Annotated in this window: 19 protein-coding genes; 9 read left to right on the top strand and 10 right to left on the bottom strand. The window is 69.1% G+C overall.

Features of this window, described 5'->3' with window-relative positions; genetic code table 11:
• Positions 1 to 40: 40 nt before the first annotated feature.
• Complete coding sequence (locus tag ITJ67_RS03535; protein WP_194676762.1) at positions 41 to 1,126, bottom strand: ABC transporter substrate-binding protein; 1,086 nt, start codon at positions 1,124 to 1,126, stop codon at positions 41 to 43.
• Positions 1,127 to 1,227: 101 nt separating this feature from the next.
• Positions 1,228 to 2,013, bottom strand: coding sequence for a helix-turn-helix domain-containing protein (locus ITJ67_RS20150; RefSeq protein WP_194676761.1), 786 nt, complete (start codon positions 2,011 to 2,013; stop codon positions 1,228 to 1,230).
• An 85-nt stretch (positions 2,014 to 2,098) separates the two neighbouring features.
• On the opposite strand from ITJ67_RS20150, the gene ITJ67_RS03525 reads away from it, so the two are divergent.
• The 3 genes from ITJ67_RS03525 to purT all read left to right on the top strand — a co-directional run bounded on the left by ITJ67_RS03525 (position 2,099) and on the right by purT (position 7,618).
• Complete coding sequence (locus ITJ67_RS03525; RefSeq protein ID WP_194676760.1) at positions 2,099 to 4,069, top strand: ABC transporter transmembrane domain-containing protein; 1,971 nt, start codon at positions 2,099 to 2,101, stop codon at positions 4,067 to 4,069.
• Positions 4,066 to 5,964 carry an ABC transporter ATP-binding protein gene (locus ITJ67_RS03520; RefSeq protein WP_194676759.1) on the top strand — a complete coding sequence of 633 codons (1,899 nt, stop codon included), beginning with the start codon at positions 4,066 to 4,068 and terminating at the stop codon, positions 5,962 to 5,964. Before ITJ67_RS03525 ends, ITJ67_RS03520 begins: the two co-directional genes overlap by 4 nt.
• Before the next feature lie 445 nt (positions 5,965 to 6,409).
• Complete coding sequence (gene purT / locus ITJ67_RS03515) at positions 6,410 to 7,618, top strand: formate-dependent phosphoribosylglycinamide formyltransferase (RefSeq protein ID WP_194676758.1); 1,209 nt, start codon at positions 6,410 to 6,412, stop codon at positions 7,616 to 7,618.
• Between the two features lie 58 nt (positions 7,619 to 7,676).
• Here the strand turns inward: purT and ITJ67_RS03510 are convergent, their stop codons facing one another.
• Together ITJ67_RS03510 and ITJ67_RS03505 are read right to left on the bottom strand one after the other, a co-directional pair.
• Positions 7,677 to 8,003 carry a hypothetical protein gene (locus ITJ67_RS03510; protein WP_194676757.1) on the bottom strand — a complete coding sequence of 109 codons (327 nt, stop codon included), beginning with the start codon at positions 8,001 to 8,003 and terminating at the stop codon, positions 7,677 to 7,679.
• A 64-nt stretch (positions 8,004 to 8,067) separates the two neighbouring features.
• Entirely contained in the window at positions 8,068 to 8,961 is an 894-nt protein-coding gene (locus ITJ67_RS03505; RefSeq protein ID WP_160075357.1) for a hypothetical protein, read from the bottom strand.
• 89 nt (positions 8,962 to 9,050) lie between these two features.
• On the opposite strand from ITJ67_RS03505, the gene ITJ67_RS03500 reads away from it, so the two are divergent.
• From ITJ67_RS03500 to ITJ67_RS03490, 3 genes are read left to right on the top strand one after another with little or no spacing between them, the layout of a single operon-like run.
• The gene (locus ITJ67_RS03500) at positions 9,051 to 10,178 is read left to right on the top strand and encodes an efflux RND transporter periplasmic adaptor subunit (protein ID WP_194676756.1); all 1,128 of its coding nucleotides are present in this window, start codon (positions 9,051 to 9,053) and stop codon (positions 10,176 to 10,178) included.
• Between the two features lies 1 nt (position 10,179).
• Positions 10,180 to 10,896 carry an ABC transporter ATP-binding protein gene (locus ITJ67_RS03495; protein ID WP_194676755.1) on the top strand — a complete coding sequence of 239 codons (717 nt, stop codon included), beginning with the start codon at positions 10,180 to 10,182 and terminating at the stop codon, positions 10,894 to 10,896.
• On the top strand, positions 10,893 to 12,179 hold the full coding sequence (locus tag ITJ67_RS03490; RefSeq protein ID WP_194676754.1) for an ABC transporter permease: 1,287 nt from the start codon (positions 10,893 to 10,895) through the stop codon (positions 12,177 to 12,179). Before ITJ67_RS03495 ends, ITJ67_RS03490 begins: the two co-directional genes overlap by 4 nt.
• Before the next feature lie 89 nt (positions 12,180 to 12,268).
• On the opposite strand, the gene ITJ67_RS03485 is transcribed toward ITJ67_RS03490, so the two are convergent.
• Complete coding sequence (locus ITJ67_RS03485) at positions 12,269 to 12,937, bottom strand: hypothetical protein (RefSeq protein WP_194676753.1); 669 nt, start codon at positions 12,935 to 12,937, stop codon at positions 12,269 to 12,271.
• Between the two features lie 199 nt (positions 12,938 to 13,136).
• Between ITJ67_RS03485 and ITJ67_RS03480 the strand changes: the two genes are divergently transcribed.
• Positions 13,137 to 15,635: an HNH endonuclease gene (locus ITJ67_RS03480; protein WP_194676752.1), complete on the top strand. Its 2,499-nt coding sequence runs from the start codon at positions 13,137 to 13,139 to the stop codon at positions 15,633 to 15,635.
• A 316-nt stretch (positions 15,636 to 15,951) separates the two neighbouring features.
• Entirely contained in the window at positions 15,952 to 16,587 is a 636-nt protein-coding gene (locus ITJ67_RS03475) for a dihydrofolate reductase family protein (protein WP_194676751.1), read from the top strand.
• A gap of 62 nt (positions 16,588 to 16,649) precedes the next feature.
• Here the strand turns inward: ITJ67_RS03475 and ITJ67_RS03470 are convergent, their stop codons facing one another.
• Together ITJ67_RS03470 and ITJ67_RS03465 are read right to left on the bottom strand one after the other, a co-directional pair.
• Positions 16,650 to 17,744 (bottom strand): type I restriction endonuclease, encoded by a 1,095-nt coding sequence (locus ITJ67_RS03470; protein WP_194676750.1) that lies wholly within the window; start codon positions 17,742 to 17,744, stop codon positions 16,650 to 16,652.
• A 146-nt stretch (positions 17,745 to 17,890) separates the two neighbouring features.
• Positions 17,891 to 20,443: an MMPL family transporter gene (locus ITJ67_RS03465; protein ID WP_160075340.1), complete on the bottom strand. Its 2,553-nt coding sequence runs from the start codon at positions 20,441 to 20,443 to the stop codon at positions 17,891 to 17,893.
• Between the two features lie 134 nt (positions 20,444 to 20,577).
• On the opposite strand from ITJ67_RS03465, the gene ITJ67_RS03460 reads away from it, so the two are divergent.
• Positions 20,578 to 21,216: a TetR/AcrR family transcriptional regulator gene (locus ITJ67_RS03460; RefSeq protein WP_160075337.1), complete on the top strand. Its 639-nt coding sequence runs from the start codon at positions 20,578 to 20,580 to the stop codon at positions 21,214 to 21,216.
• Positions 21,217 to 21,363: 147 nt separating this feature from the next.
• Here ITJ67_RS03460 and ITJ67_RS03455 read toward each other — a convergent pair whose 3' ends face one another.
• The 3 genes from ITJ67_RS03455 to ITJ67_RS20145 form a co-directional block, all read right to left on the bottom strand.
• Positions 21,364 to 22,488, bottom strand: a complete 1,125-nt coding sequence (locus ITJ67_RS03455; RefSeq protein ID WP_323741373.1) for an alpha/beta fold hydrolase — start codon at positions 22,486 to 22,488, stop codon at positions 21,364 to 21,366.
• A 73-nt stretch (positions 22,489 to 22,561) separates the two neighbouring features.
• Positions 22,562 to 23,098, bottom strand: a complete 537-nt coding sequence (locus ITJ67_RS03450) for a histidine phosphatase family protein (RefSeq protein ID WP_160075335.1) — start codon at positions 23,096 to 23,098, stop codon at positions 22,562 to 22,564.
• Positions 23,095 to 24,294 (bottom strand): ABC transporter ATP-binding protein, encoded by a 1,200-nt coding sequence (locus ITJ67_RS20145; protein WP_194676749.1) that lies wholly within the window; start codon positions 24,292 to 24,294, stop codon positions 23,095 to 23,097. The genes ITJ67_RS03450 and ITJ67_RS20145 overlap by 4 nt, the downstream gene beginning before the upstream one ends.
• Positions 24,295 to 24,324 lie beyond the last annotated feature (30 nt).

The raw sequence follows: 24,324 nt of genomic DNA, 5'->3' as shown, positions 1-24,324 counted from the left end.
CACGCGTCGCGCCTCGCAGCTGCCAGCTGGAGTGCTAGTTCTAGTTGCGCGCGGGAACCGATTCGCCGTCCAGCGCCGCGTTGATGAGCGGCACCATGCCGTACACGGCATACGGAATCGAGAGCGGCGTCGGCGCTTGCACGGCGTTCTCGAGCGCCGCATCCTCGAGGATCAGGAAGTGCCCCTCGGAGATCGGCTCCCAGAGCTTGAACGTCGGGTGATCGAGCATGTACGCCGTCTCCTCGGGACTCGTGGTCCACGCGACGTACAGGTCTGCCGGCACCCCATCGAGCTCCTCGAGGCTCACCGAGCCGTACCAGTTCTCCCCCTCGACGCCGGCCATGACGTGGTCGAGGCCCGGCGTGTTCTGAAGGCCGAGGTCCAGGAGGAACCGCACGCGCAGATCGCTCGGGATGTAGATGCCCGCTTCAGTGGCACCGTCGGTGAGGCTGACACCGTAGACGACACTGTGGTCCGCGAACCGCGGATTCACATCGGCCGCTGCCGATATGACCCGCTCCGATTCGGCGATGATCGTGTCGGCCTTGCCGGGTTGCCCGAGAGCGTCGCCCACGACCTCAACCAGCGACTGCCACGACTCAGCCGCCCAGGATCGCTCGGGGTAGGCGACAGTTGGTGCGATCTCGCTGAGGCGGTTGTACTCGGTCTCGATGATTCCGGAGTACGGAGCCAGGATGAGATCCGGTTCGAGGGCGAGGATCTGCTCGAAGTCGAGCTCACCGGCGTCGTTGTAGGCGAGGATCTCGGGCAACTCACCTCCGAGTTCTTCGACTTCCGCGCGGAACCAGGGCGAGAACCCCTCCTCATCTCCACCCCACACATCAGGCGTGAGCACCGGAACCGTGCCGAACGCGGCGACCACGTCCTGCGTCGCCCAGCCGATCGTCACGACCCGTTCCGGAGCGTCGCGCACGGTGGTCTCACCGAAGACGTGACCGATCGTCGCCGGAAGGGCACCCTCCTCTGCTGGGGTCGCGATGACGGCGCCACCGGTTCCCGCCTCCGCGGCACCGGATGCGCAACCGGCGAGGGCGATCACCGCCGCCGTTCCGATCGCGAGGGTGCGCATCCACCGCCGCGAGATGCTGTACTGCTCTGACTCCATGGGTTCTCCATTCGCTCGACAGTCTCAGAGCGTATGGATGGTCAGCGTCGCGTTGAGGTCAGGATCTGTCGCGCTCCTGCACCGGCTTCGAACGAGACGAGCTACGGCCGCCAATCGCTGGGCTTCGAGCCCATGGCGCGCCGGAAGGCTGCACTGAACGCGCTGGTCGTGGCGTAGCCGACGCGCCCGGCGACGGTGCCGACGGGCAGGTCGTCGGCGAGCATCCGCGCTGCCGCCGCCATACGCACCATGGTCCGCCAGTGCGAGAACGTCATGCCGACCTCTGCCGCGAAGATGCGGGCGATCGTGCGCACGCTGAGCGACAGCTGCCACGCCCACGCTTCGACGCCTCGGTCGTCGGCGGGGTCGCTGAGGACTCGGCGCACGAGCGGTTCGAGGCGCTCATCGCGGGGCACGGGAACGGTCTCGACGTAGCTCGTCGCCTCGGGGAGGAGCTCGATGACGACGGCCTGCGCGCGGAGACGCTGATCGGTCTCCATGGGCGACTCGGCGAGGTGCAGCAGCAGCTCGCGGAACGCGGCGCCCAGCTGCACAGTGCCGACGGCATGCCAGTCGGGGGCGACCTCGCTCGTGAAGTACGTGCAGCACCCGACCGACGAGGCGTCGACCTCCATGGTGTGGGGCGTGAAGGGCGGCACCCAGATGCCCTGGCCGACGGCGAGCGTGCGCAGAGCACCCTCGACGAGCACCACAACGCTCCCCCGCGACGGCCACATGATCATGCCCTCTGGATGCACGTGCGGCACCCGATCTCCGAGGTTCGGGCCGTCGAGCACGGCCGTGGTGAGGAGGAAGGGTGTGGGAATGCCGACCGGACGGACCTCGAGGGTCGATGGTGCGGGGCTGAGCTCGAGCGCCTGGAACACGGTGCATCTCCTGGTTGTCCGGAACGCAACAGAAGTTGGCCGAACGCATCACTAACGGGACTTAGGTGAACCTTACTATCGACTGATGTCCCGTGAGAACCCCCGAACCCCGACCCCCGCATCCGTCATGCGGGACGCGCTCTTCGCGTCAGGGCGCAGCTGGAAGCTCACCCTCGCGACGCTCGGCTACATCGTGCACGAGGCCGCGGAGGCGCTTGTCCCCGTCCTCGTGGGCGTCATCATCGACCGGGCAATCGTCACGAACGACGCCGCGCAGCTCGCGCTCTGGCTGGGCATCCTCCTCGCCAACTTCCTCGTCCTCTCCTTCTCGTACCGCTGGGCGGCGAGGCTCATGGTGCGCGTCTACGGACACGGCGAGCTCGAGCTGCGGCGCTCGCTCCTGACCCGCGTCCTGCACCCGAACGGCGTGACGAACCGCCGCAGTCCCGGCGAGCTGCTGCAGATCACGACCTCGGACAGCTACCGGGTCGCAGGCGTCTCCTGGTCGGTCGTGCAGCAGGGCGCGAGCACCGCCGCGATCCTCGTCTCGTCGGCGGCGCTGCTCGCGATCTCGGTCCCTCTGGGCGTCGGTGTCCTCGCGGCTTCCGTGCTGATCCTCGTCGGCATGCACGCGGCTTCGAAGCCCATCGAGGCCCGCGGCGCTCGCGAGCAGGCGTCCGCGAGCGCGGCAAGCGACGTGGCGACCGACCTCGTCGCAGGACTGCGCATCATTCGCGGCATCCGAGCCCAGCCGCAAGCCACCCGCCGGTACCTCGACGCGAGTGCCGAAGCGAAAACGGGCGCGATCGCGTCCAACCGCGGCATCCAGCGCTACCTCGCTGTGAGCGGCATCGCGTCCGGCGCGTTCCTCGCCGCCCTCGCATTATCAGCCGCCGCCCTTGCCACCCTCGGGCAGATCACGCTCGGAGAGCTCGTCGCCGTCGTCGGCCTCGGCCAGTACCTGCAGGGCTCCCTCGCACACGTCGGCACGTTCGCGTCGAACTGGCTGCACAAGCGCGCATCCGCGGTGCGCATCGTCGCGGTGCTCAGCGAGGAGCACGCGGTGCCCGTCGAGGACACGCACGTCGGCGGCGTGGGCCTGGCGAAGGCTGTCCGTTCCACCCACGATTCCCCCGCGGCCTTCACATGGCGGGCGCCCGACGGCACTGACATCGACGTGGCCCCTGGCACGCTCGTCGGTCTCCGCCCGGCAACCCCGGCAGCCGCCCGCGCGCTCGCCTCCACGCTCGCCTACCGAGTTCCCCTCGAGGCCGGCGAGGTGACCGTGGCCGGGCTGGACGCCCACACCATCGGACCGGACGCCTACCGACACCTCGTCTTCGCGCCGCCCCACGACGCGACGGTCTTCTCGGCGACGCTCCACGAGAACCTGCTCGTGGATGCGGATGACCATGCGGGAGCGGGTGCAGATCCGGGCGCCGCAACCGGAGCGGGATCGGCTGCGGCGGCTGCAGGTGCAGGTGCAGGTGCAGACACCGGAGCTGGCGCTGGAGTCGGCCCCGGAATCGACCCGGACCTCGAGTCGGCCGCGGAACGCGCCGCCCTCACCGAGGTCACCGCGCTCGGCTGGCACCGCCAGCTCGGCGAGCGCGGCAGGCGCCTCTCCGGCGGACAGCGTCAGCGCGTCCTCCTGGCCCGCGCGTTCGCGAGCGGGGCACAGGTCCTGGTGCTCGACGAGCCCGCCTCCGCGCTCGACCCGGCAACCGAGGCGCGCATCGCGGAGTCCCTCCGCGCGCACCCCGCGACCACCGTGCTCATCACCCGCAGCCCCCTGCTGCTCGCAGCCTGCGACCGCGTCGTGGACGTCGAGGCGCACTCGCCGCGCACGACGGGCGACGCTCGACCAGGCGACGCCCGACCGGCCGAAGCTCGACGACCCGAACCCCAGAACGCCTCCACCGCCGCAGGTCCCGACACGCAGCCCCGGCCCGAGTCCCAGAACGAGACGCAGCCCCAGGCCCAGGCTCAGGCTCAGCGCGACACCGACCCCGACACCCCAGCCACGAGCCCCGACGAGGAGCTGGCACGCCGATGAGCCACGACGCACCGCACGCAGCAGCCACAGCCACAGCCACAGCCACGCTCCTACCTATCGCGTCCGGCCGCGAGACGGCGCGCGCCACAGCTGACCGGCTGCGCGCATCCCGTCCTCGGATCTTCGCCGTGGTCCTGCTGCTCCTCGGCGGCTCCTCGTCGACGCTCCTGGTCCCGCGACTCCTGGGCTGGCTCGTCGACCTCGTGACCAGCAGCGCGGGTGTCCAGGCGCTGGTGCTGCCCGGAATCCTGCTGCTCGTCGTGACGTGCGTCTCGGCGCTGCTCGCCTACGCGGGCATCCGCCTCCTCGTGGCGCTCGTGCAGGAGCTCGTGAGCGGGCTCCGCGAGGACGCGATGAGCGTCGTCCTCGGCATGCGGGCCGGTCAGGCCGAGAGCTCTGACTCGTCCGACATCGTCTCGCGCGTGACCGGCGACGTCGAGTCGGTCACCGAAGCCGCCTCCGGCGTGCTGCCAGCGGTGACGCAGTCGTCGTTCATGATCGTGCTGTCGCTCGCCGGGATCGCCGCCATCAACCCGTGGCTCGGCCTCGCGGCACTCGTCGCCGTTCCCGCGCAGGTGCTCGCGACGCGCTCGTTCATCCGCCGTTCCCGCCCCGTGTACACGGAGATGCGGGCCGCCGAGGCGGAGCGCGGGCAGGTCATCATCGAGGGGGTGAGCGGGGCGGACACGATCCGCGCCCACCGCAGGCAACGCCGCCAGCTCGCCGAGGTGGATGCGCGCAGCCTGCGATCCATCGACCTGCAGTACGAGGCGGCACGCATCCGCACGACGTTCTTCGCCCACCTCAACACGGGCGAGTACCTGGGTGTCGCGGCGATCCTCACCGTGAGCTTCTGGCTCGTGCACGCGGGCGTGGTGTCCATCGGCGGCGCGACGGCGGCGGCCCTCTACTTCCTCGCCCTGTTCGGCCCCATCGGCTCGCTGCTCTCGAGCATCGACGAGCTGCAGCTCGCCGGGGTGGGCCTCGCGAGGCTCGTCGGCGTCGTCGGCGCGCGCGACCACGACGGACGGGATGAAGCGGGGGCGCTCCGCGGAGGCGGAGACGAAGCGGGTGGAGACGAAGCGGGTGAAAACAAAGGCGAAGATGGCACGGGAGTCGCCGCGGGCTCCCCCGCGATCGTCGTCGAATCGGTCGATTTCAGCTACGACGGGCAGCGGATGCAGCTCGCTGACGTGAGCCTTCGGGTCGCGCCGGGCGAACGGGTGGCGCTGGTCGGCGAGAGCGGATCGGGGAAGAGCACCCTCGCGCAGCTCATCGTCGGAGCGTTCGATCCGACGAGCGGAAGCGTGACGGTGCACGGGCGGCCCGCGGCGTCACGCGAGCGGGACGCGAATGTCGTGCTCGTCACGCAGGAGCTCCACGTGTTCGCGGCGACGATCGCTGAGAACCTGCGGCTCGGGGCTCCGTCGGCGAGCGCCGGGGACCTCGAGGCGGCGGTGCGCGCGGTGGGGGCCGACTGGCTGCTCGACCTGGATGCGGGGCTCGAAACGCGGGTGGGCGCATCCGGTCTCGCGCTCGATGGCGCCGCCGCGCAGCAGCTCGCGCTCGCGCGGGTGCTGTTGCGCGACCCGGCCATCGTCGTGCTCGACGAGGCGACGGCTGAGGGCGGGGGCGACGACCCGCTGGGCCTCGACGCGGCCCTGACGGCCGCAACGCGCGGGCGCACCTCGGTGGTCGTCGCGCATCGGCTGTCGCAGGCCCGTGTCGCCGACCGCATCGTCGTCATGCGGCGCGGACGCATCGTGGAGCAGGGCAGTCACGGCGAGCTGCTCCGCCTCCGCGGCGAGTACGCCCGCCTGTGGGGCGCATGGGAGAGCGCGTCGACGGAAGCCTCTGCCCCATCCGCCCTCCCTGCTCCCCCGCAGCAGGAGTAACCAGACGCAGCAGGAACGACCCGGACGCAGCAGGGCAGTAGCAGTAGCAGTAACCAGACCCAGCAAGAGTGAGCCAGACGCAGGCTCCCAGCGTCACGAGCCCGCATCTCGCTGACTTCTGCGCCTCGGGGTCACGCCCGTCGCGCCGACTCCGTCCCGTACAGCTCCCGCTGATCGCCGCTCGCCATCCATCCGCTCCCCGCCACTTCCCTTCCTTCCTTCCCAACCCATCCGCTCGTCCCCCCGCCAGCAACTCCACAAGAATGAGCAAGAAGCAGGCTCCCGGCGCCGCGAACCTGCATCTCGCTGACCTCTGCGCGCGAGCTGCCACTGCTCCCGCTGCCCCACTTGCCCCACCACCCGCTGCACCCCCTGATGCCGCTGATCGCCGCGCATCCGGGCTGCGACGCGCCCGCCCGAAACGCGACGGTGCGAGAATGCCTGCATGACGGATGGCACCCTCGGCACCCCGCTCACCCCCGCTTCGACGCGCGCGCTCCTGCTCGGCGCGGGCGAGCTCGGGAAGGAGGTCGCGCTCGAGCTGCAGCGCCTCGGCGTCGAGGTCATCGCCGTCGACCGCTACGCGAACGCCCCCGCGATGCAGCTCGCGCACCGCAGTCACGTGGTGGACATGCTCGACCCGGTGGCCCTGCGCGCCGTGCTGGCGCAGGAGCAACCCGACATCGTGATCCCCGAGGTGGAGGCGATCGCGACGCAGGTACTCGCCGAGATCGAAGCGGAGGGACGCACCCGCGTCGTGCCGACCGCCAGGGCGACGCAGCTCACGATGGACCGTGAGGGCATCCGCCGACTTGCCGCCGAGGAGCTCGGCCTTTCGACCTCCCCGTACCGATTCGCGGACACGTTCTCCGAGTTCGCGGCGGCCATCGAGGCGGTGGGCCTGCCCTGCGTGGTGAAGCCGGTCATGTCCTCGTCGGGGAAGGGCCAGTCGGTGATCCGCGAGCCGGATGACATCCAGGCCTCGTGGGACTACGCGCAGGAGGGTGGGCGCACGGGCCGCGGCCGCGTCATCGTCGAGGGCTTCGTGCCGTTCGATTCGGAGATCACGCTGCTGACCGTGCGCCACGTCGGCGGCACCGTCTTCTGCGAGCCGGTCGGGCACACGCAGGTCGACGGTGACTACCGCGAGTCGTGGCAGCCGGCGGCGCTCCCCGCGGCGGCCCTGGAGAAGGCGAAGGTCGTCGCAAAGACGGTGACGGATGCGCTCGGCGGCTTCGGACTGTTCGGTGTGGAGCTGTTCATCGTCGGCGACGACGTGCTCTTCTCCGAGGTGTCGCCGCGCCCCCACGACACGGGCCTCGTCACGCTCGTGTCGCAGGATGTGTCGGAGTTCGCGCTGCACGCCCGAGCCGTCCTCGGCCTGCCGGTGTCGGAGCCGCTGCGGATCGGGGCGGGTTCCGGGGAGTCGGCTGCCGCATCGTGCGCGGTGCTCGCCGAGGGCACCGGGGTGCCGACGATCTCTGGCGTGGATGCGGCGCTCGCGGTCCCGACGTCGCAGCTGCGCCTCTTCGGGAAGCCGAACGTCGCGGGCAAGCGCCGAGTGGCGGTCGCTCTCGCACGCGGCGCCAACGTCGACCAGGCCCGAGAGCGGGCTCGGGAAGCCGCGGCGGCACTGAGGATCACGCTGAGCTGAGCGTCCAGCTCATCGCCGGCGACTCCAAATCGAGTGCGGGACCGTGCGACGAGTGCGACTAGCGGATGCGCCGGCCGCCGCGACTCAGCAGCGACGCCTGCACCGCGAGCGCGGCGGCGATGACCACGAGCTGCACGCCACCCCAGAGCACGTAGCCGGTGGGGATGCCGACGAGTGACATCCAGGCCGTCGAGCAGCTGCCGAGCTGCACGCCGAAGCCGATGAGCGAACCGAGGTCGAAGCTGCCGTCAAGCTCGGTGCCCGAGCACACGCCCCACCCCTCGTGCGGCACGAGCAGGACGGTCGTCACGACGAGCAGGACGACGCTCGCACCGATCACGGCGACCGCTTGACGAACGCCTCTTCGCTCTACCAGATTCTGCATCCGCTCACTCTGGCAGATCCAGGCCCAGGCCTGCGTGCGCCCGCGCACGCGCGCTCCGAGCTGCCTAGCCGTCGAGCCCCAGCTCGCGCACGCACTCGCGCAGGAACGCTGCCCCGGCGTCGTCGTGGATGAGGTCGCCGAACGTCACGACGTCGTAGTCCTTCTCGAGGATCCCGTCAGCGGGCCGGACATCGACGTGCGCCGTGTCGTAGCCCGTCGCGTGCAGCTCGTCGGCCATCTTGTAGTCGCTGCGGGAGTCGCCGACCGAACGCCAGCGCTTGGGCAGCGCACCGGCCGCCGCGAACTCGGCGAGCGCCCGTCTTGCACCGTGGTCCTTGTCGAGGTTCACGGACTCGATGTCGGTGGAGATGATCGTCGGGTCGATGCGGAACGGAACCAGGCCCTGCGCATCCGGCGCCTCGCGGTCGCCGTGGCGCATGCCGACGCCCTGCTGCACGGCGAGCTCGAACGCGGCGTCGTCGAAGGCCTTCTGCCGCTCGAGGTACGCCGCGGAGCTGACATCGGTGCGCTGCTCGACAGAGATCATCGCCTTCTTCGTCTCGTCGAAGAAGAGGACATCGCTGAACTCGCCCTCGCCGAGCTCGCGGATCGCAGCGATGTACGCGGAAGGCGGCACGACCGACTCGTCGATCTGCAGCTCGCTCATCCCTTCGGGTGAAATCGCCGACCACGTTCCACCCTTCTCGTAGACCCCGAACATGCGGGCTCCCGGCTGACGCAGCGCGTCGGCGAGGCCGTTCTCGAAGAGGGGCTCGATGACGCGTTCGCGGATGAACTCCTCGGAGCGTCCCGTGATGAACGCGATGGGCACCCCCGCCGCGGCGAGGGTGACGAGGTCGTCGAGGATGCTCTGGATCGCGATCGTGCGGGTCACGGGGCTCGCGATGGGGCCGTCTACGTCGAGGAGCAGGCCGAGGTCATGGGGTGAAGTGGTCACGTCTCATTGTGGCAGGGGGTCCGGGTTCGGGTCCAGGACGCGGGCGGGCGATATCGTTGGCTCCTGCTACGTTGTGCGCTGGGGCGGCCATGGCAAAGGTGACCCTTATCTCGGAGAACTCGTCGCGATTCGACGGCGTGGACAGAATGGGGATCGGCGTGCGCGTGTGGAAGTCATGGATCTGGCCCGGCATCAAGATCGCGCTCGTGGCTGTGATCGCCGTCGCACTCGTCAAGATCGCGTTCTTCAGCTCGGCACCCGAGGAGTCGGCGGCGCTGCCCACGGGTCAGGTCGTCGAACCCGTCATCAGTCCCGTGCTCGGCACGATCACGAACGACGTCACGTTGACGGCGAACGTGCAGGAGTCGCCGGCCGTCGACGCGAAGGTGCCCATGATGGGGACGATCGACACGGTGTACGTGACGCAGGGCGCGCGAGTCGAGGCGGGCGATGTGATCGCCGCCATCCGCAACGAGAAGACCCCAACGGCAGCGGCACCGTCGTCGCCGGAGGCGAGCGGCGAGCCGCAGGCGGCTCCCGCGGCCGAGCCCGAGTATGAGTGGAACGAGATCGTCGCTCCGACTGCCGGCACCATCACGAAGCTCAACCTCATCGAGCAGCAGCAGGTGACGGTGGGCGAGGCGCCCGTCTCGATCACCCCGGCGAGCTTCATCGTGAAGGGCACCATCCCACCGGCCCAGCTGTACCGTCTGGCGACGACGCCAGCGGATGCGCAGGTCACGATCACGGCGGGCCCAGCGCCCTTCACCTGCACCGAGCTCCGCATCGCGTCTGGCGCCGCGGCGAAGAGCAGCAGCGCCGCGGAGGACCCGAGCGGCGCATCCGGTGCTGCCGAGACGACCGACACGACGACGGTCACGTGCAAGGTCCCCGCCGAGGTCACGGTGTTCCCCGGCCTGGAGGCGAACGTCGTGCTGCACGGCGGTGTCGCCGAGAACGTGCTCACCCTGCCGATCACGGCGGTGAAGGGGCAGGCGGAGACCGGGGTCGTCTTCGTGCAGGGCGCTGATGGTGCGATCGAGGAGCGGCCCGTGAAGCTCGGCCTCACCGACGGCACGCTCGTGCAGATCGCTGAAGGCGTCTCCGAGACCGACATCGTGCTCGAGTTCGTGCCCGGCGCCGACCAGGCGAGCCCGGAAGAGTGCTACATCGACCCGATGAGCGGCGCAGAGATCTGCGGGATGCTGGGCGGCTGACGTGGCGTTCATCGAGCTCCGCGAAATCTCGAAGTCGGTGCGGGCCGCCGACGACAGCGAGCTGCACATCCTGCGCGGCGTGAACCTGCAGATCGAGGAGGGCGAGCACCTCTCGATCGTCGGGCGATCCGGGTCGGGCAAGTCGACGCTGCTCAACATCCTGGGCCTGCTGGACGCGCCGACGAGCGGGGAGCTCCTCTTCGACGGCAAGCCCACCGCCGCGCTGCGCCTGCGGGCACGCGACCGGATGCGGGGTGCTCAGATCGGCTTCGTGTTCCAGCAGTTCAACCTGCTCGAGGGGCGCACGGCGACGGAGAACGTGGCCATGCCGCTCCTCTACGCCCGCGACCACTCCTTCTGGCGGCGTGACGCCCTCGCCAGGGAAGCGCTCACCGATGTGGGACTCGACCATCGCCTCGACTCGCTTCCGACTCGGCTATCCGGCGGCGAGCAGCAGCGCGTCGCGATCGCGCGCGCCATCGTCCGGCGCCCGCGGGTGATCCTCGCCGACGAGCCGACCGGTGCACTCGACGTCGAAACCGGCGCCCGCGTCATGACGTTGCTCGCCGACATCTCGAAGGAGACCGGGGCCGCGCTCGTCACGATCACGCACGATGAGAGCGTCGCGGCCAGGGCCGACCGGATGCTGCGGCTCGACGCTGGCCTGCTCGCACCCTCGCAACCGGCCGTCGTGCCCGCGGAAGGAGCACCCGCATGAGCTGGTTCACGCAGATCGCCGGTGCCTTCATCGAAGCCTGGGACGAGCTGCGAGTGCACCGCGTTCGGGTGACGCTCGCGCTGGTCGGCATCGGCATCGCCGTGTTCGCGATCGTCGCGGTCACGGGACTCGGGTCGATCACACGGCAGTCGTCGATCGAGATCTCCGAACGATCCAGCGGGCGCCCCGCGAGCTACCAGCTGATGGTGAGCAGTGCGGCGACCGACGACAAGGTCGCTATCTACGAGGCGGCCTACAAGGCTGCGATCGAGCGGTACGGCATCACCTACCAGTCGACGTCGGGGTCCGCCATGACGCGTATCCAGTTCGTCGACGGTGTCGCGGACGTCGAGTCCACGATCGTCGATCCGGCGTTCGGCGAGATGCATCGCGTGAAGCTCATCGAGGGGTCGTGGCTGACGGCCGACGACGCTGACCGCTTGGCTCCCGCGGTCGTCATCAACGAAACCATGTGGAACCGGCTGGGCAACCCGTCTGTGGCCGAGCATCCGACGCTGCAGGTCTCAGGGGCTGCGCCGACGACGGCCGTGGTCGTCGGCGTCTCCGCCAACATCTACCCGGACTACCCAGAGCAGATGTACGTGCTGAGCGACGCCCAGCATCTCCTCGGGGCCAGCGCGGGCGGCGGCATGATGGGCGGGATGATGATGGGCGGCTCCTACGCCCCGCCGTCGATGGGCGGTGACGAGGGGTCCACCGCGACGTTCCCGACCTACGAGCTGTGGCTGCCGCTCGAGAACCACGAGGAGCTCTCGAGCCAGATCGTGCGCGATCTGAAGGCGGCCCTCGGAGAGGGAGGCGCGGTCGACGCGCAGCGCACCGACTACCTGGCCTGGGGTGAGGACCCGTTCCTTGCCGTGCAGATCCTCGTGACCGCGGTCGGCGGCATCGTGCTGCTCGTCGGCACGATCGGCTTCGTGAACCTGTCGATCGTGACGGTGAAGCAGCGGGTGCGGGAGATCGGCATCCGGCGGTCGTTCGGCGCCACCGGTGGCCGTGTGTTCTTCTCGATCCTGCTGGAGAGCGTCGTGGGCACGCTGCTCGCAGGGATCGTGGGCATCGGGTGCGCGATCGTGACGTTGCAGAACCCACTGGTGCAGGGGGCGATCACGGGCGGGCTTGGACTCACCGATTCGGTGCCGTTCCCGGTGGATGCGGCGGTGCTCGGCATCGTCGTGAGCGTTGGCGTCGGCCTGCTCGCGGGGTTCATCCCGGCGGTCATCGCGACGCGCAGCAACGTGATCGACGCGATCCGGTCGTAGGACGCCGGCGTCGGGCTCTTGCCGCAGTCCTAGTCCTAGTCCTAGCTCTGGCCTGGTGCCGGGCTTGCGGGTGAGAGTGCTGGCAGTCGTTAGACCGGCTGCGCGTCGTCCGCCACGACGGCGGGCGTCCCGAAGCGGAGCGCGGCGACGACGGCCCAGATGAGGAGGAGCGGCAGCGCGACGTAGGCAGAGGTCATGAGCGGTGCGCTCAGGGTGAGGAAGCCGGCGGCTGAGGCGAGGAGCGCGAGGATGGTCGCTCCGCTGACGAGCGTCGCCCAGACGGGGCGACGGGTCTGGCCGAGCAGGACGACCAGCACGAGCGCGGCGAGGGCGAGCATCTTGATGCCGTCGACGACCTGGATGGTGGCCCAGACCTGCCCGGAGTCGAGGCCGAGCAGCGCGGCGGAGCCGTCGGAGGCGAGCCCGAAGGTGAGGAGCGCTTCGCCGGCGAGCTGGATGAGTGAGAGCACGAGGGTCGCGAGGCCCGCTGCTCGCGTGGCCCTCCGCATCCGCTGACTGCCGAGCAGCGTGGACATGCCGTAGAGGGCGACGGCTGCGAGGCCGTGCACGAGGGCGGCGTTGACGAGCACGCTCGGCGAGGTTGCGTAGGCCTCAGCGACGGCGGCGGAGCTGTCGGCCGGGGTGATATCTGGGGCGCCGACGAGCAACCCGCTGATCCAGGCGGACACGTAGACGCCGCACCACACCCAGAGCGTTCGCTGGATCTCGAGCGTCGGGGCCGTCGCCGGTGTTGTCATGCGGCAACGCTAACCGGAGCGAACGTACGGAGGCTGTGTTCGGTGCCGCGGCGGGCAGGCTCTTACCGCTGCTCGTTGCGAACGGTGCAGTGCGCTGTGCGGTGAGCCGCGGTGCGGTGTGGAGAGAACAGTGCGGTGAGCCGCGCAGGAAGTGACACGCCGATCACAGAATGTCGGTGGTTCGGGAGACGATGCAGGCATGCAGAACGAACCGATCGACGACGAGGCTCCGCGGGTCGCGGCGCCTGGTCGCGCGGCTCGGCTTCGTGAGATGCGCCGGCGCCTCGCGGCCGGGCTCGGTGTCGAGCAGGGCGTCGTCGACGACGCCTGCCAGCGCGCCGAAGATCGCACGCTTGGCGCGCGCCGAGCGTTGCTTGTCCTCGCCCTTGCCGACAACCAGAGGCACCTGAATCGGCTCCACGGCGAGCAGGCCGAGCTGCACGCTCGTGCGCTCGAGCTGGGGCTCCGCGGCGACGAGCTCGCCGGTACCTCGAGTCCCGCCCTGGAGGTTCGGTCGCTCGCGTCCGAGATCGCGGCGGTTTCGGGCAGGTCGCAGCGGTCGGTGCAGATCGAATTCGGTCGAGCGGATGCGATCGCCAATCGTTTCGAGCCCGTTCAGGAGGCGATGAAGACTGGGGCCATCAGCCGCGCGCATGCGCTGGTGATCGTCGACGCGGGTCTGCGCATCACGCATCCCGACCCTGCTGAGCTCGAGCGTCGCCGAGAGCACTATGCGCGCGTGGTGCTCGAGAAGGCCGTCTCGACGACCCCCGGTCGAATCAAGTCCTTCGCGGAACGGGTCGCCGAGGAGTTGACGGAGGAGTCGCTCGACGAGCGCTTCGAGAGAGCCCGCCGTACCCGACGGGTGATGCTCTCGCAGCTCGAGGACGGCCTCGGCGAGCTGTCGGTCATCGACTCCTACGCGAAGCTCGTGGCGATCTTCGACCGAACGACCAGGCAGGCGCTCGTCATCAGCGACGCCGAGCGGCGGACCGCGAGGGAAAGAGCCCACGCGCACCCGAGCGGCACCGCCGATGCCGACGGTCAAGCTGAGGCGCAAGTTCACGGAGACGCCGACGGCCCCGCCAACGGCCAAGCCGATGGTTGCGACAACAAGCCACCCGGTGCGCCGGACGCCAGGAGCAGGTGCGAGGATCCGCTTCCCGAGCCCCGCTCGCTGGACGAGGTGCGCGCGGATGTACTCTCCGGCGGCTTCCTTCGCGCGACGCCGGAGGAGTTGCGGGGCAGGGCTCCGATCAAGGCGAAGATCTCGATCGTCATTCCGGCTGAGACGCTCCTCGCACCCACCGGGTACAGAGTCGGGAGAGACGACGCAGCCAGCACGGACGGCGCAGTCGGCACAGTCGGCACAGTCGGCACCGATGGCACAACCGGCGCAGATGGCACAGCCGGCGCAGCCCGGACAGGCAGCCCAGTCAGCCCCGACCGCGGAGACCGCGGCGACCGCGGCGAAGCTGCACCTCGGGGGCGCCCCGGTCCTGCCCTTCTGAACGGCTATACCCCCGTTCCGACTGCGGAGGTACGGCGCCTCATCGACGCGGCGCCCGAGTTCGAGCGCATCTTCACCGATCCCCTCAAGGGCACGCTGGTCGAGGTCGATTCGTACCGTCCGACAAGCGCGATGCGCCGCAGACTCGCTGCCCGCGATGGTCGCTGCCGTTTCTTGGGATGCATGATGCCGGCAAGCCGCTGCGACATCGACCACACGAAGGCCTGGGAGGAGGGCGGCCCGACGAGTCTCGCGAATCTCGGCCATCTCTGTGGAGGCCACCACACGGGCAAGCACCACGGCGACTGGGAAGTACGACAGCTGCCCGATGGCGTCTACGAGTGGCGATCTCCCAGCGGACTCATCTTCCGCGACGCCCCAGTGCAGTTCGGCCGGCTCACCGCACTTCCGCTCCCTGAACCCGGCGTGGAGTCGAGCGCCACCCCACCCAGCACCACCCCACCCAGCACCACCCTGCCGAGCATTACCCCGGCCAGCGCTACCCCAACCAGCACCGACTCACCGGGCAATGCCCCACCCAGCGGTCCCCCTCCGGCCTCTGGCCCACGCAGCACCGCCCCACCGATCGAAGCCGCGCCGAAAATCACCCCTCCGAGCGCTCCCCTGCCCGGCACCGACACCGACACACCGAGTACCGACCGCGGTGGCCAGATCGCCCTCCCGTCGACCGCTCCCGGCCTCAGTGACTCACACAGCTCTGGCCGTGCTGACGACACCGCCGATGCTCAGCGCGCTGGCGGTGGCGGCGACCTTGAGAACGTTGGTGGCGGCGACGACCTTGGGGACGAGGGCGACGCAACGCAAGTGGGCGACGTCGACGACGTTCGCGACCCCATCCGCCCTCGCCACCAGCACAACCCAGGGGAACTCGAGTGCGATTGTGAGCACGAAGACGAAGACGAAGACGAAGACGAAGACAAGGACAGGGACAGGGACAGGGATGAGGGCGACCGGCGTTCGCGGTTTCCGAAGCTTGGGTTCCTCGAGGAGTTTAGGAGGGAGCGCGCGGCGAAGAAGGCGGCCATCGAGTCGGGGTCGTCGCGTCGGGGCCAACCTGAATTTCGTCCAACCCGGCAACGGGGCGACGAGGGAGGTGGCGACCAGCTGCGCGCCGAGAGCTCTCGGGGAGAACGTTCGGACTCGTCTGACGATCCGGCGCCCTTCTGAGCCCGGCTGGCTCTCCTGATCCCCGACGTTCCCTCTTGACCGAGCCAGGCGCCCGCCCCATCTGTTGTCCCTGAGCGCCCCTCGGATTCCCACCTGGCTCGCATGGAGGAGCTTCGGAGCTCGTCGTACATTGAGGGAGAAACGAGCGCGATGTCACCCGCGGTGTCTCCGGCGTCCGCGAAATCGAGCAGGCTGACGACGGTGACCAAGGAGACGGCTCAGTCAACTCACTGAGCTCAGTCAACTCACTGGGCTGAGCCAACTCAACGGGTTCAGCGAGCCCAGTTCGACCACGCATGCGATCAAAGGAGACGCCATGGCCGGTCAGATCATCATCGACCTCTTCACGACCCTGGATGGGGTGCAGCAGGCGCCGGGCGGACCGGAGGAGGATCCGGAGGGCGGGTTCAGGTTCGGGGGTTGGCAGGCGCCGCTCATGGACGAGGCGGAGGGTGAGCAGGTCGAAAGTGGTGTGAAGACCATGGATGCGTTGCTACTGGGCCGCAGGACGTACGACATCTTCGCGGCGTACTGGCCGCAGTACGCGGACGGCCCGTCCGATGGCATCGCAGCGGTCTTCAACAGGATCCCGAAGTACGTGGCGTCCCGCGGCACCCCCGACTTGCCCTGGGCGGCATCGCATCGTGTGGGCGCTGACCTTGCGGCGGAGGTGTCCACCCTCCGGGAACGCCACAGCAGCATCCACGTGATCGGGAGCGTCGACTTCGCTCAGACGCTGGTGCGGGAGGGGTTCTTCGACGTGCTGAACCTGTGGGTATATCCGGTGGTCCTGGGCGCAGGGAAGCGACTCTTCCCGAACGACGGACCGCCGCTCGGGCTGACTCTCCTCGAACCGCCCGTCGCGTCGGAGCGCGGATGCGTGCTGCTCAAATACGGCCCAGGCGGCCTCGTCGAGACAGCCGACATGGACGAGGCATTGCGCGAGCGCTGACACCCACGCTCACCACCCACGCCCTGAGGTCGCCCATGGAGCAGTAACCGCGTATCTGACTGCTACTCGTAGCGCGCTGTTGAGGCCCGAATGAGATCGGCGTGCTCGTAGATGTCTTGGATCTCTTCGATGGGAATCTTGGTCTCGTTCTTGGCTTCGTCGAAGACGCCCAGGTACTTCTGTTTCTTGCCGTTGAACCAGAGGCGGGCGATGGGCTTCCGGTTGTTGTCGTCGATGAGCACGGCGAAGTAGGACTTCGCATCTCGATGCGTCACCCGTTGCGGTTTGACATGGGCACACGCAATTGCCTTCACGACCTGATAGCCCTCGAGCTCTTCCAGGGTGGTGTCGATTTCGGTATCCCGGTCAAGGTCATCAGCAGCCACGGCCTGGCTTTCGAGTTCATGCTGTGCCTCGGCCGGTGCGGCAACGGGCAGCGCTGACGCACCCAAGGCGGTCTTGAGTCGGTCGTTGACCTGCTCTGTGAGGAACTGTTTGGTGGCGTTCGGGACGAGCAGACTGAATTGCTCACGCACCTTCTGCGTGAACGAACCGTCGTAGACACGACTCGTGAAGAACTTGATCCACTCATCGGAGGGTTCCCTGAACTGCGCAGCAATCTCACGCTTCAACGCTCCGACATACTTGAGCTCCTCGGCCGCGTTGATGATCGAGTCGAGGTCGAAGACCTCCTTGGTGAGTTTCTTCAGCTCCGGGATCAGAGTCTCGTCGATGTCACTGAGGTCGAGAACCAGGAAGGGCTTTTCGTCCATCCTGTTCGGCGCATCCAGGTCAGTGAAGAAGTTGTAGACCTCACCATTTGTCAGGACGGCGATGCGCGCGTTCGTGACCGCGAAGTAGCGAAAGAGCTGAGAGGCATGCTCGATCTTGAGCGCACCAGTTGAGCTCTTGCACTCGATGAGCATCTGAACTTCGCCGTCACGCATGATGGCGTAGTCGATCTTCTCACCCTTCTTCACTCCCACATCAGCAGTGAATTCCGGCACGACCTCAAGAGGATTGAAGACGTCGTAGCCGAGAATCGTCGAGATGAACGGCATGATAAACGCGTTCTTCGTGGCCTCTTCGGTCTGGATTGCCTCGCGCTGGTTGGAAACCTTGAGCGCGAGCGCACTGAGTCGCTCGTTGAAGTCCATCTCACTCCTTCGGGATTGAAGGAGATAGTAGTTGTCTTGCCCCGCTCAGATATACCCGTGCGATTTCTCAATCACCCGGGCGACCCCATTCAGAATGGAGCCGCCCGAAACTGGCTTATTGACCTGAGCGGGCCACGCCCGTCCCGCTAGTGCGCGGGGTGCTTGCGCTCCAGCGCGGCGCCTTCGACATCGACGTTGGGCATGATCTTGTCGAGCCACTTCGGCAGCCACCAGGCTGACTTCCCAAGGAGGTGCATGAGCGACGGCATGATGAGCATGCGCACGATGAACGCGTCGAGGAGCACACCGAACGCGAGCCCGAACCCGATCGACCGGATCATGGTCGACTCGGCGAACACGAACCCGCCGAACACGGACACCATGATGAGCGCCGCGGCGACCACGACGGCTCGGCCGGCTCGGAAGCCCTGCACGACAGCGACCCGTGCCTCAGCCCCGTGCACGTACGCCTCACGCATCCCGGAGGCGAGGAACAGCTGGTAGTCCATGGCGAGCCCGAAGAGGATGCCGACGAGGATGACCGGCAGGAAGCTCAGGATCGGCCCTGTCGCGTGCAGCCCGATGAGGTCAGCGAACCAGCCCCACTGGAAGACCGCGACCACGGCCCCGTACGTCGCGAACAGCGAGAGGATGAACCCGCCCGTCGCGATGAGTGGCACGAGGATCGACCGGAAGACGAGGATCATGATGAGCAGAGACAGGCCCACGACGAGCGCGATGTAGAGGGGCAGCACCGAGTTGAGTCCCTCGGAGATGTCGATGTTGATGGCCGCCTGCCCGGCGACGCCGAGCGTGATGCCGTCTTCGATCTCGGGCAGCGCGCGAAGCTCGCCGACGAGCTGCTCGGTGGAGACGCTGTTCGGCCCCTCCGCCGGGATCACCTGGAACGCTGTGAGGCTCTTGTTATCCGAGACTCCGATCGGGGCGACCGCGGTGACGTCGTCGAGCGAGGCGAGCTTCTCGCCGACGAGCACCTGCTTGTCGAGCACACCCGCATCGTCGAGCCCCTCGGGAAGCGTGGCCGTGACGAGCAGCGGACCAGTCGCGCCGGCCCCGAACTGCTCCTCGGTGATGGTGAACGCCTGATACGACGCCGACTCCTCAGGCTCCGACGAACCGTCGGGCAGGCCGACCCGCATCGACAGTGCGGGAATCGCGACCGTCAGCAGCACCGCAACACCGGCGAGCACCGTAACGATGGCCCGCCACGTCGGCATGGCCTTCAGCGGCGGGGCGTGAGCGGCCCGCACCTGACCCGTCACAACGCCGACACCGCCGGTCGCTGCCCCTTCCGGGCCAGTGCCGTGCAGCTTGCGGATGTGCGCCCGCCTGCGCTTGTTCAGCACCCGCATCCCGAGCTTCCCCAGCAGCGCGGGCGTGAGGGTGACGGCGATGAGCACTGCGATCAGGACGCACACCGCGCCGGCCGTGCCCATGAGGCCGAGGAAGGGGATGCCCGTCACGTTCAAGGCGAGCAGGGCCACGATGACCGTCGCACCGGCGAACACGACCGCGTTGCCGGCGGTGCCGTTCGCGAGTCCGATCGACTCGCGCACGTCCATGCCCTGCATGAGCTGCTTGCGGTGCCGGTTCACGATGAACAGCGAGTAGTCGATGCCGACCGCGAGCCCCAGCATGATGCCGAGGACAGGGGTGACCGACGCCATCTGCACCACGCCGGAGAACGCGAGCACGCTGACGACGCCGATCGCGACGCCCACGAGCGCCGTCACGATCGGGAGGGATGCGGCGAGTGCCGACCCCAGCAGCACGAGCAGCACGATGGCCGCGAACACGAGGCCGATCGCCTCGCCGATGCCGAAGATCTGCGGGACGCTCTGCGCGATATCCGTCGAGAAGGCCACGTTCACCCCGTCGACGGGGTGCGCTTCGAAGTACTCGATGACGCCCTGCTTGGCGTCCTCGCTCAACTCGAGGCGAGGCTCCGTGAACGAGACGTTCACGATCGCCGTCGAACCATCCTCCGAGACGAGGCTGATGCCATCCGAGAGATCGACGAGCTTCGCGCCGTTCTCCAGCTGCTGCAGCTGCGTGTCGATCTCAGCCTGCGACGCATCCAGAGTGGCCTGCTGATCGGCGATCGCCTGCACCTGCGTGTCGAGCTGCGCCTGCTGCGCCTCGAGCGCCTCGAGCTGCGCGGCCGGGTTCCCGGCCGCCTCGAGCTGCTGCTTCGCCGCATCCAGCTGCGCCTGCGCCGCGTCGAGCTGGGCCTTGCCGCCGTCGAGCTGCGCCTGGCCCGCGTCGAGCTGCGCCTGCCCGTCGGCGATCTGCGTGCGGCCACTCTCGACCTGCGCCGCCTGACCCTCCAGCTCGGCCGTCGCCGAGAACGGGTCGATGACATCCGCCACATCGGTGAGGTCGCCACGGTCGGCGATCACGGAGCTGATGTCAGCCCGCTGCGCCTCCGTCAGCGCCGACCCGTCCTCCGTGGAGTACACGACGGTGCCGGATGCGCCCGCGAACGCCGGCAGCTGCTCCTCGAGTTCCGAGATGACCTCACCCGAGGCCGTGCCCGGCACATCGAAGCTCGACGAGAGCCCCTTGAAGCCGATGAGGAACCCGCCGACAGCGAGCCCCAGAATCACCAGCCACGCCCCCACGACAACCCACACTCGGCGGGTCGCGAAGGTCCCCAAGCGGTACAGCAGTTCGGCCATCAGCATCCTCTCGACGCGCAGGATCATGCGCGCACGCTCGTTGCGGCGCCCGAACCGACCCGACTGTTCGAGGGGCGCCGCCCTAGATCATACGCAACGTCTCGTCTACTCAGTTTGTGAATATGATGGCCGTCATGTCAGAGCGAGACGCCGGTGTCGAGGAACGCGCAACCACCGGCCACAAGCAGGGCCCGGTGCGCAGCGAGGCTGCCCGCGTCGCGGTGCTCGAAGCGACGTCGAAGCTCTTCGCGGAACGCGGCTACGAGCGCCTCACCATGGAGGGTGTCGCCTCGGAGGCCGGCGTCTCGAAGCAGACCATCTACCGCTGGTGGCCCTCCAAGGGGGCCCTGGTCTCCGACTGCCTCCTCCAGGGGCAGCTCTTCCCCAACCGCTTCACCGTGCCCAACACGGGCGAGCTCCGGGCGGACCTCACGGCCTGGCTCGGCGCAGTCCTCGCGCTCCTCGGCCAACCACAGGGCGAGCTGCTCGTGCGCTCGCTCATCGCCGCATCCGTCGAGAACGAGGACATCGGCAGGCGGCTCCACGAGAGCCTCGGCGCCAGCCGATCCCTCACGGAACGCTTCCAGATCGCCATCGCCCACGGACAGCTGGCACCGGATGCGCGCCTCGAGGAGATCGGCGAAGCCATCATCGGCGCGCTTCTGCTCCGAGCCCTGAGCAGAACCGAGTCGAGCGAGGCCAGCATCCAGCGACTCCTGGACGCCGTGCTCGGCCCCGCCCAGGCGACGGGGCGCACCGGGGCCCGACGCTGACTCAGACCCAGGCACGGCCCTGCCCCGACCCTGGACCTGGACTGGACTGGACTGGACTGACCCCACCCGAATTCAACGCGTGCCGCACGTCACTGGGGGGGGATACGTCACTGCGCCAGCTGGCCTGCCACTGGGCCGGCAAGCAGGTCAACGCGTCGGCTGGCCACTTTCGCGCTCATCGCGCACCTCAGCGTCGCGGAACGCTTCCACCTGCGCCCGGAAGTGCTCGGTCTTGGCTTCCGCGATGTCCTGCGGGCGGTTGTCGGCGCTCGCGAAGAACTCGTTCCACCGCGAGCGCAGCACCTGCAGCACGAGGCGCGGGGTGACGTGCACTCGACGGTTGCGGGCATCCTCGTCGGCGAGCTGCACGAGCTCGCCGGCGGCCGCCGCGGCGGCGTCCTCGGCCTCGACGACGGAACCGGCGTCGCCCTCGTCGGCGAGCGCAGCCTTCCCAGTTCGCCCTGCCCCATCGCCTCCACGCATGTCGAAGGGGTCCCTGGCATGGTCGACGCAGAGCTCCGCGACACCCTTCGCGTGGTCGTACATGACGGAGTGCGCGGCGCCCTCGATCTCCCACGTGGAGGCGTGAGGCAGGAGGCCTTCCATGTCGCGCAGCCACTGGCGCGGCACGAGCGAGTCGTGCTCGCCCCGGATGAGCAGCGTGTGGGCCTGGATGCGCGGCAGGACGTCCTCGATCCGGTAGCGCATCATCCGCGGCAGCACGGCGGAGAACCAGCGGAATCCGCACAGCAGGTACGCGCCCGTGGCGAGCATCGCCACACGGAATGGCTCGCGCGCGGACGACTCGAGGAAGCGGAACGCGAGCTTGGGAAGGGAGCGCTCGCGCGGGTTCGTGACGGGCCCGATGAGCACGACCGTGCTCAGCTCGGGCCGCTGCGAGGCCAGCTCGGACACCACCTGTGTTCCCATCGAGTGGCCGACGAGCACCGGGTCTTCGAGTCCGAGCTCGTCAATGACGGTGCCGACCACGGCGGCGTACCGCTGGATGCTCATGGGTCGCTTCGGGTACGGGACGCCCGCGAACCCTGGCAGGTCGAGGGCGTGGACGGGCCCGAACTCGCCGAGGCCGGGAGCGAGGTTCTCGTAGTAGTTGGAGGCGACGCCGATACCCGCGATGAGCACGAAGGCGCGGTCACCCTCGGCGCCGATCGTCGAGACGCGCGCACGGACCTCGCCGTGGCGGATATACCGGACGTCGACGCGCTGCCGCGTGTGATCGCGGGCGGAGGTCGCTGCAGAGTCGGGGGCCACGGAATCCACTGTAGCCAGGGCGCCGTGACCCGATCATCAGGGCGGCGGGAGCGGGCGGACGCCGAGGTTCGAGCTACTCCCCGAGGAAGCGCGCCGTCGGCCGACCGGCCGCGGGCTCGAGCAGCACCACCTGCCCGTTCAGGATGCGCGGGCACGTCGCCCCCGTGACGGCTTCGATCCCGGCCCGGAGGAAGACGCCGTGGCTCACGACGACCGCCGTTCCGGGAGCTCCCAGCAGGGCTGTGAGGGCAGCACCCGCCCGTTCCGCGAGCTGCGCCGCCGTCTCCGAACCGGGATAGTCTCCGCCCGGCCAGCGCTCGGCGGCCTCAGCCACCCGCATCCCCTCGGCCTGACCGAAGTCGCGCTCGAGAAGCCCCAGCTCGACTGCGGGTTCCGGAGCGCCGAGGTGCGAGCCGACGATCGCCGCCGTCTGCGCCGCGCGTGTCAGCGGAGACGTGACCACACTTCCCCACCGCGCCCGCGCCAGGAGCCGACCGGCGGCGTGCGCCTGCAGTTCGCCATGCGCGTCGAGTGCGATGTCGCTGCGCCCCTGCAGCCGACGCTCCAGGTTCCAGGCGGTGCGGCCATGCCGCACGAGCGCGAGCGTCACGCTGATGTCCGCGCGAACGTGCCGGCGAGCGTGCCGGCGGCGGAAGTTCGAGCATCCGAGCGAGCGTCCGTGCTGGTGCCGGGGTCGGCGGCAGCAGGCTCCGGGTCTCCGCCGTAGACGCGGGCCCGCGCGATACGCACGACGACCAGGTCGCCGACCCTGGGACGGACTCCGCGCGTGCGCGCACGCAACCGCAGCCCTGCCCAGTCGAGTACGAGGTCGCTGCCCTCCGTGGTGAAGAGTGCCGACCTGACCGTCGCAAGGGCAGCATCGTCTCGGCCGGCGTCGTTTCCCCGGTCCTCGACCTCGACCTCCACCTCCACCTCGACATCGCTCGGGAGGATAGCCGCCTGCACCACACTCCCGCTGCCCCGCTCTCCGAAGTCGAGCCGAGCCCGTTCCACGCGCAGCGGGTGCGCATCCGCCGCGAACCCGGCCGCACCAGCGACCATCGCGCCGTCGACGATCGTCGCGTCGGAGAGGAACTTCGCAATGAACGGCGAGGCGGGCCGCGTCACGAGCTCCTCCGGTGTGCCGAGCTGCTGGATGCGCCCGCCGTCGAGCACGGCCACCCGGTCTGCGAGCGCAAGCGCCTCGGATCGGTCGTGGGTGACGTGCACCACCGTCAGGCCGAGCTCCCGCGTGAGGGTGTGCAGCTCGAGGCGGAGACTGTCCCGCAGCGGCTCGTCCAGCGCGGACAGCGCCTCGTCGAGCAGCAGCACCCGCGGTCGCGCCACGAGTGCGCGCGCGATCGCCACACGCTGGCGCTGGCCGCCGGAGAGCGTCGCCGGGTTGCGCTTCGCAAACCCCGAGAGGCCGACCATGTCGAGCACCTCGTCGACACGGCGGATGCGCTCCGCCTTCGCGACCCGCGCGCGGCGCAGCGGATAGTCGACGTTGCGTCCGACGTTCCAGTGCGGCCATACCGCGTGCTGCTGGAACACCATGCCGAGTTCGCGGGCCTCCGGCGGCACCGTCGCCCCGGATCCCGCAACCACCCGATCGCCGATGCTCACCTGCCCCGTGGTGGGTGCCTGGAACCCTGCGATCGTGCGCAGGAGCGTCGTCTTGCCTGACCCCGAAGGCCCGACGAGCGCGAGGAACTCGCCGTCACGCAGCGCGAGGTCGATGTCGTCGAGGCCGACGGTGCCGCTCGGGAAGCGGACGGAGACTGAGTCGAGGGTGACGGATGCCACGGGGTGCCCTTCTGGGAGATCGAACGGGAC

It is taken from the genome of Pseudoclavibacter sp. VKM Ac-2867 (genome assembly GCF_015351275.1).
In the GTDB taxonomy this organism is placed as follows: domain Bacteria; phylum Actinomycetota; class Actinomycetes; order Actinomycetales; family Microbacteriaceae; genus Pseudoclavibacter.
The sequence above is the reverse complement of the archived record's forward strand: the minus strand, read 5'-3'. Positions and strand labels throughout refer to the sequence as shown.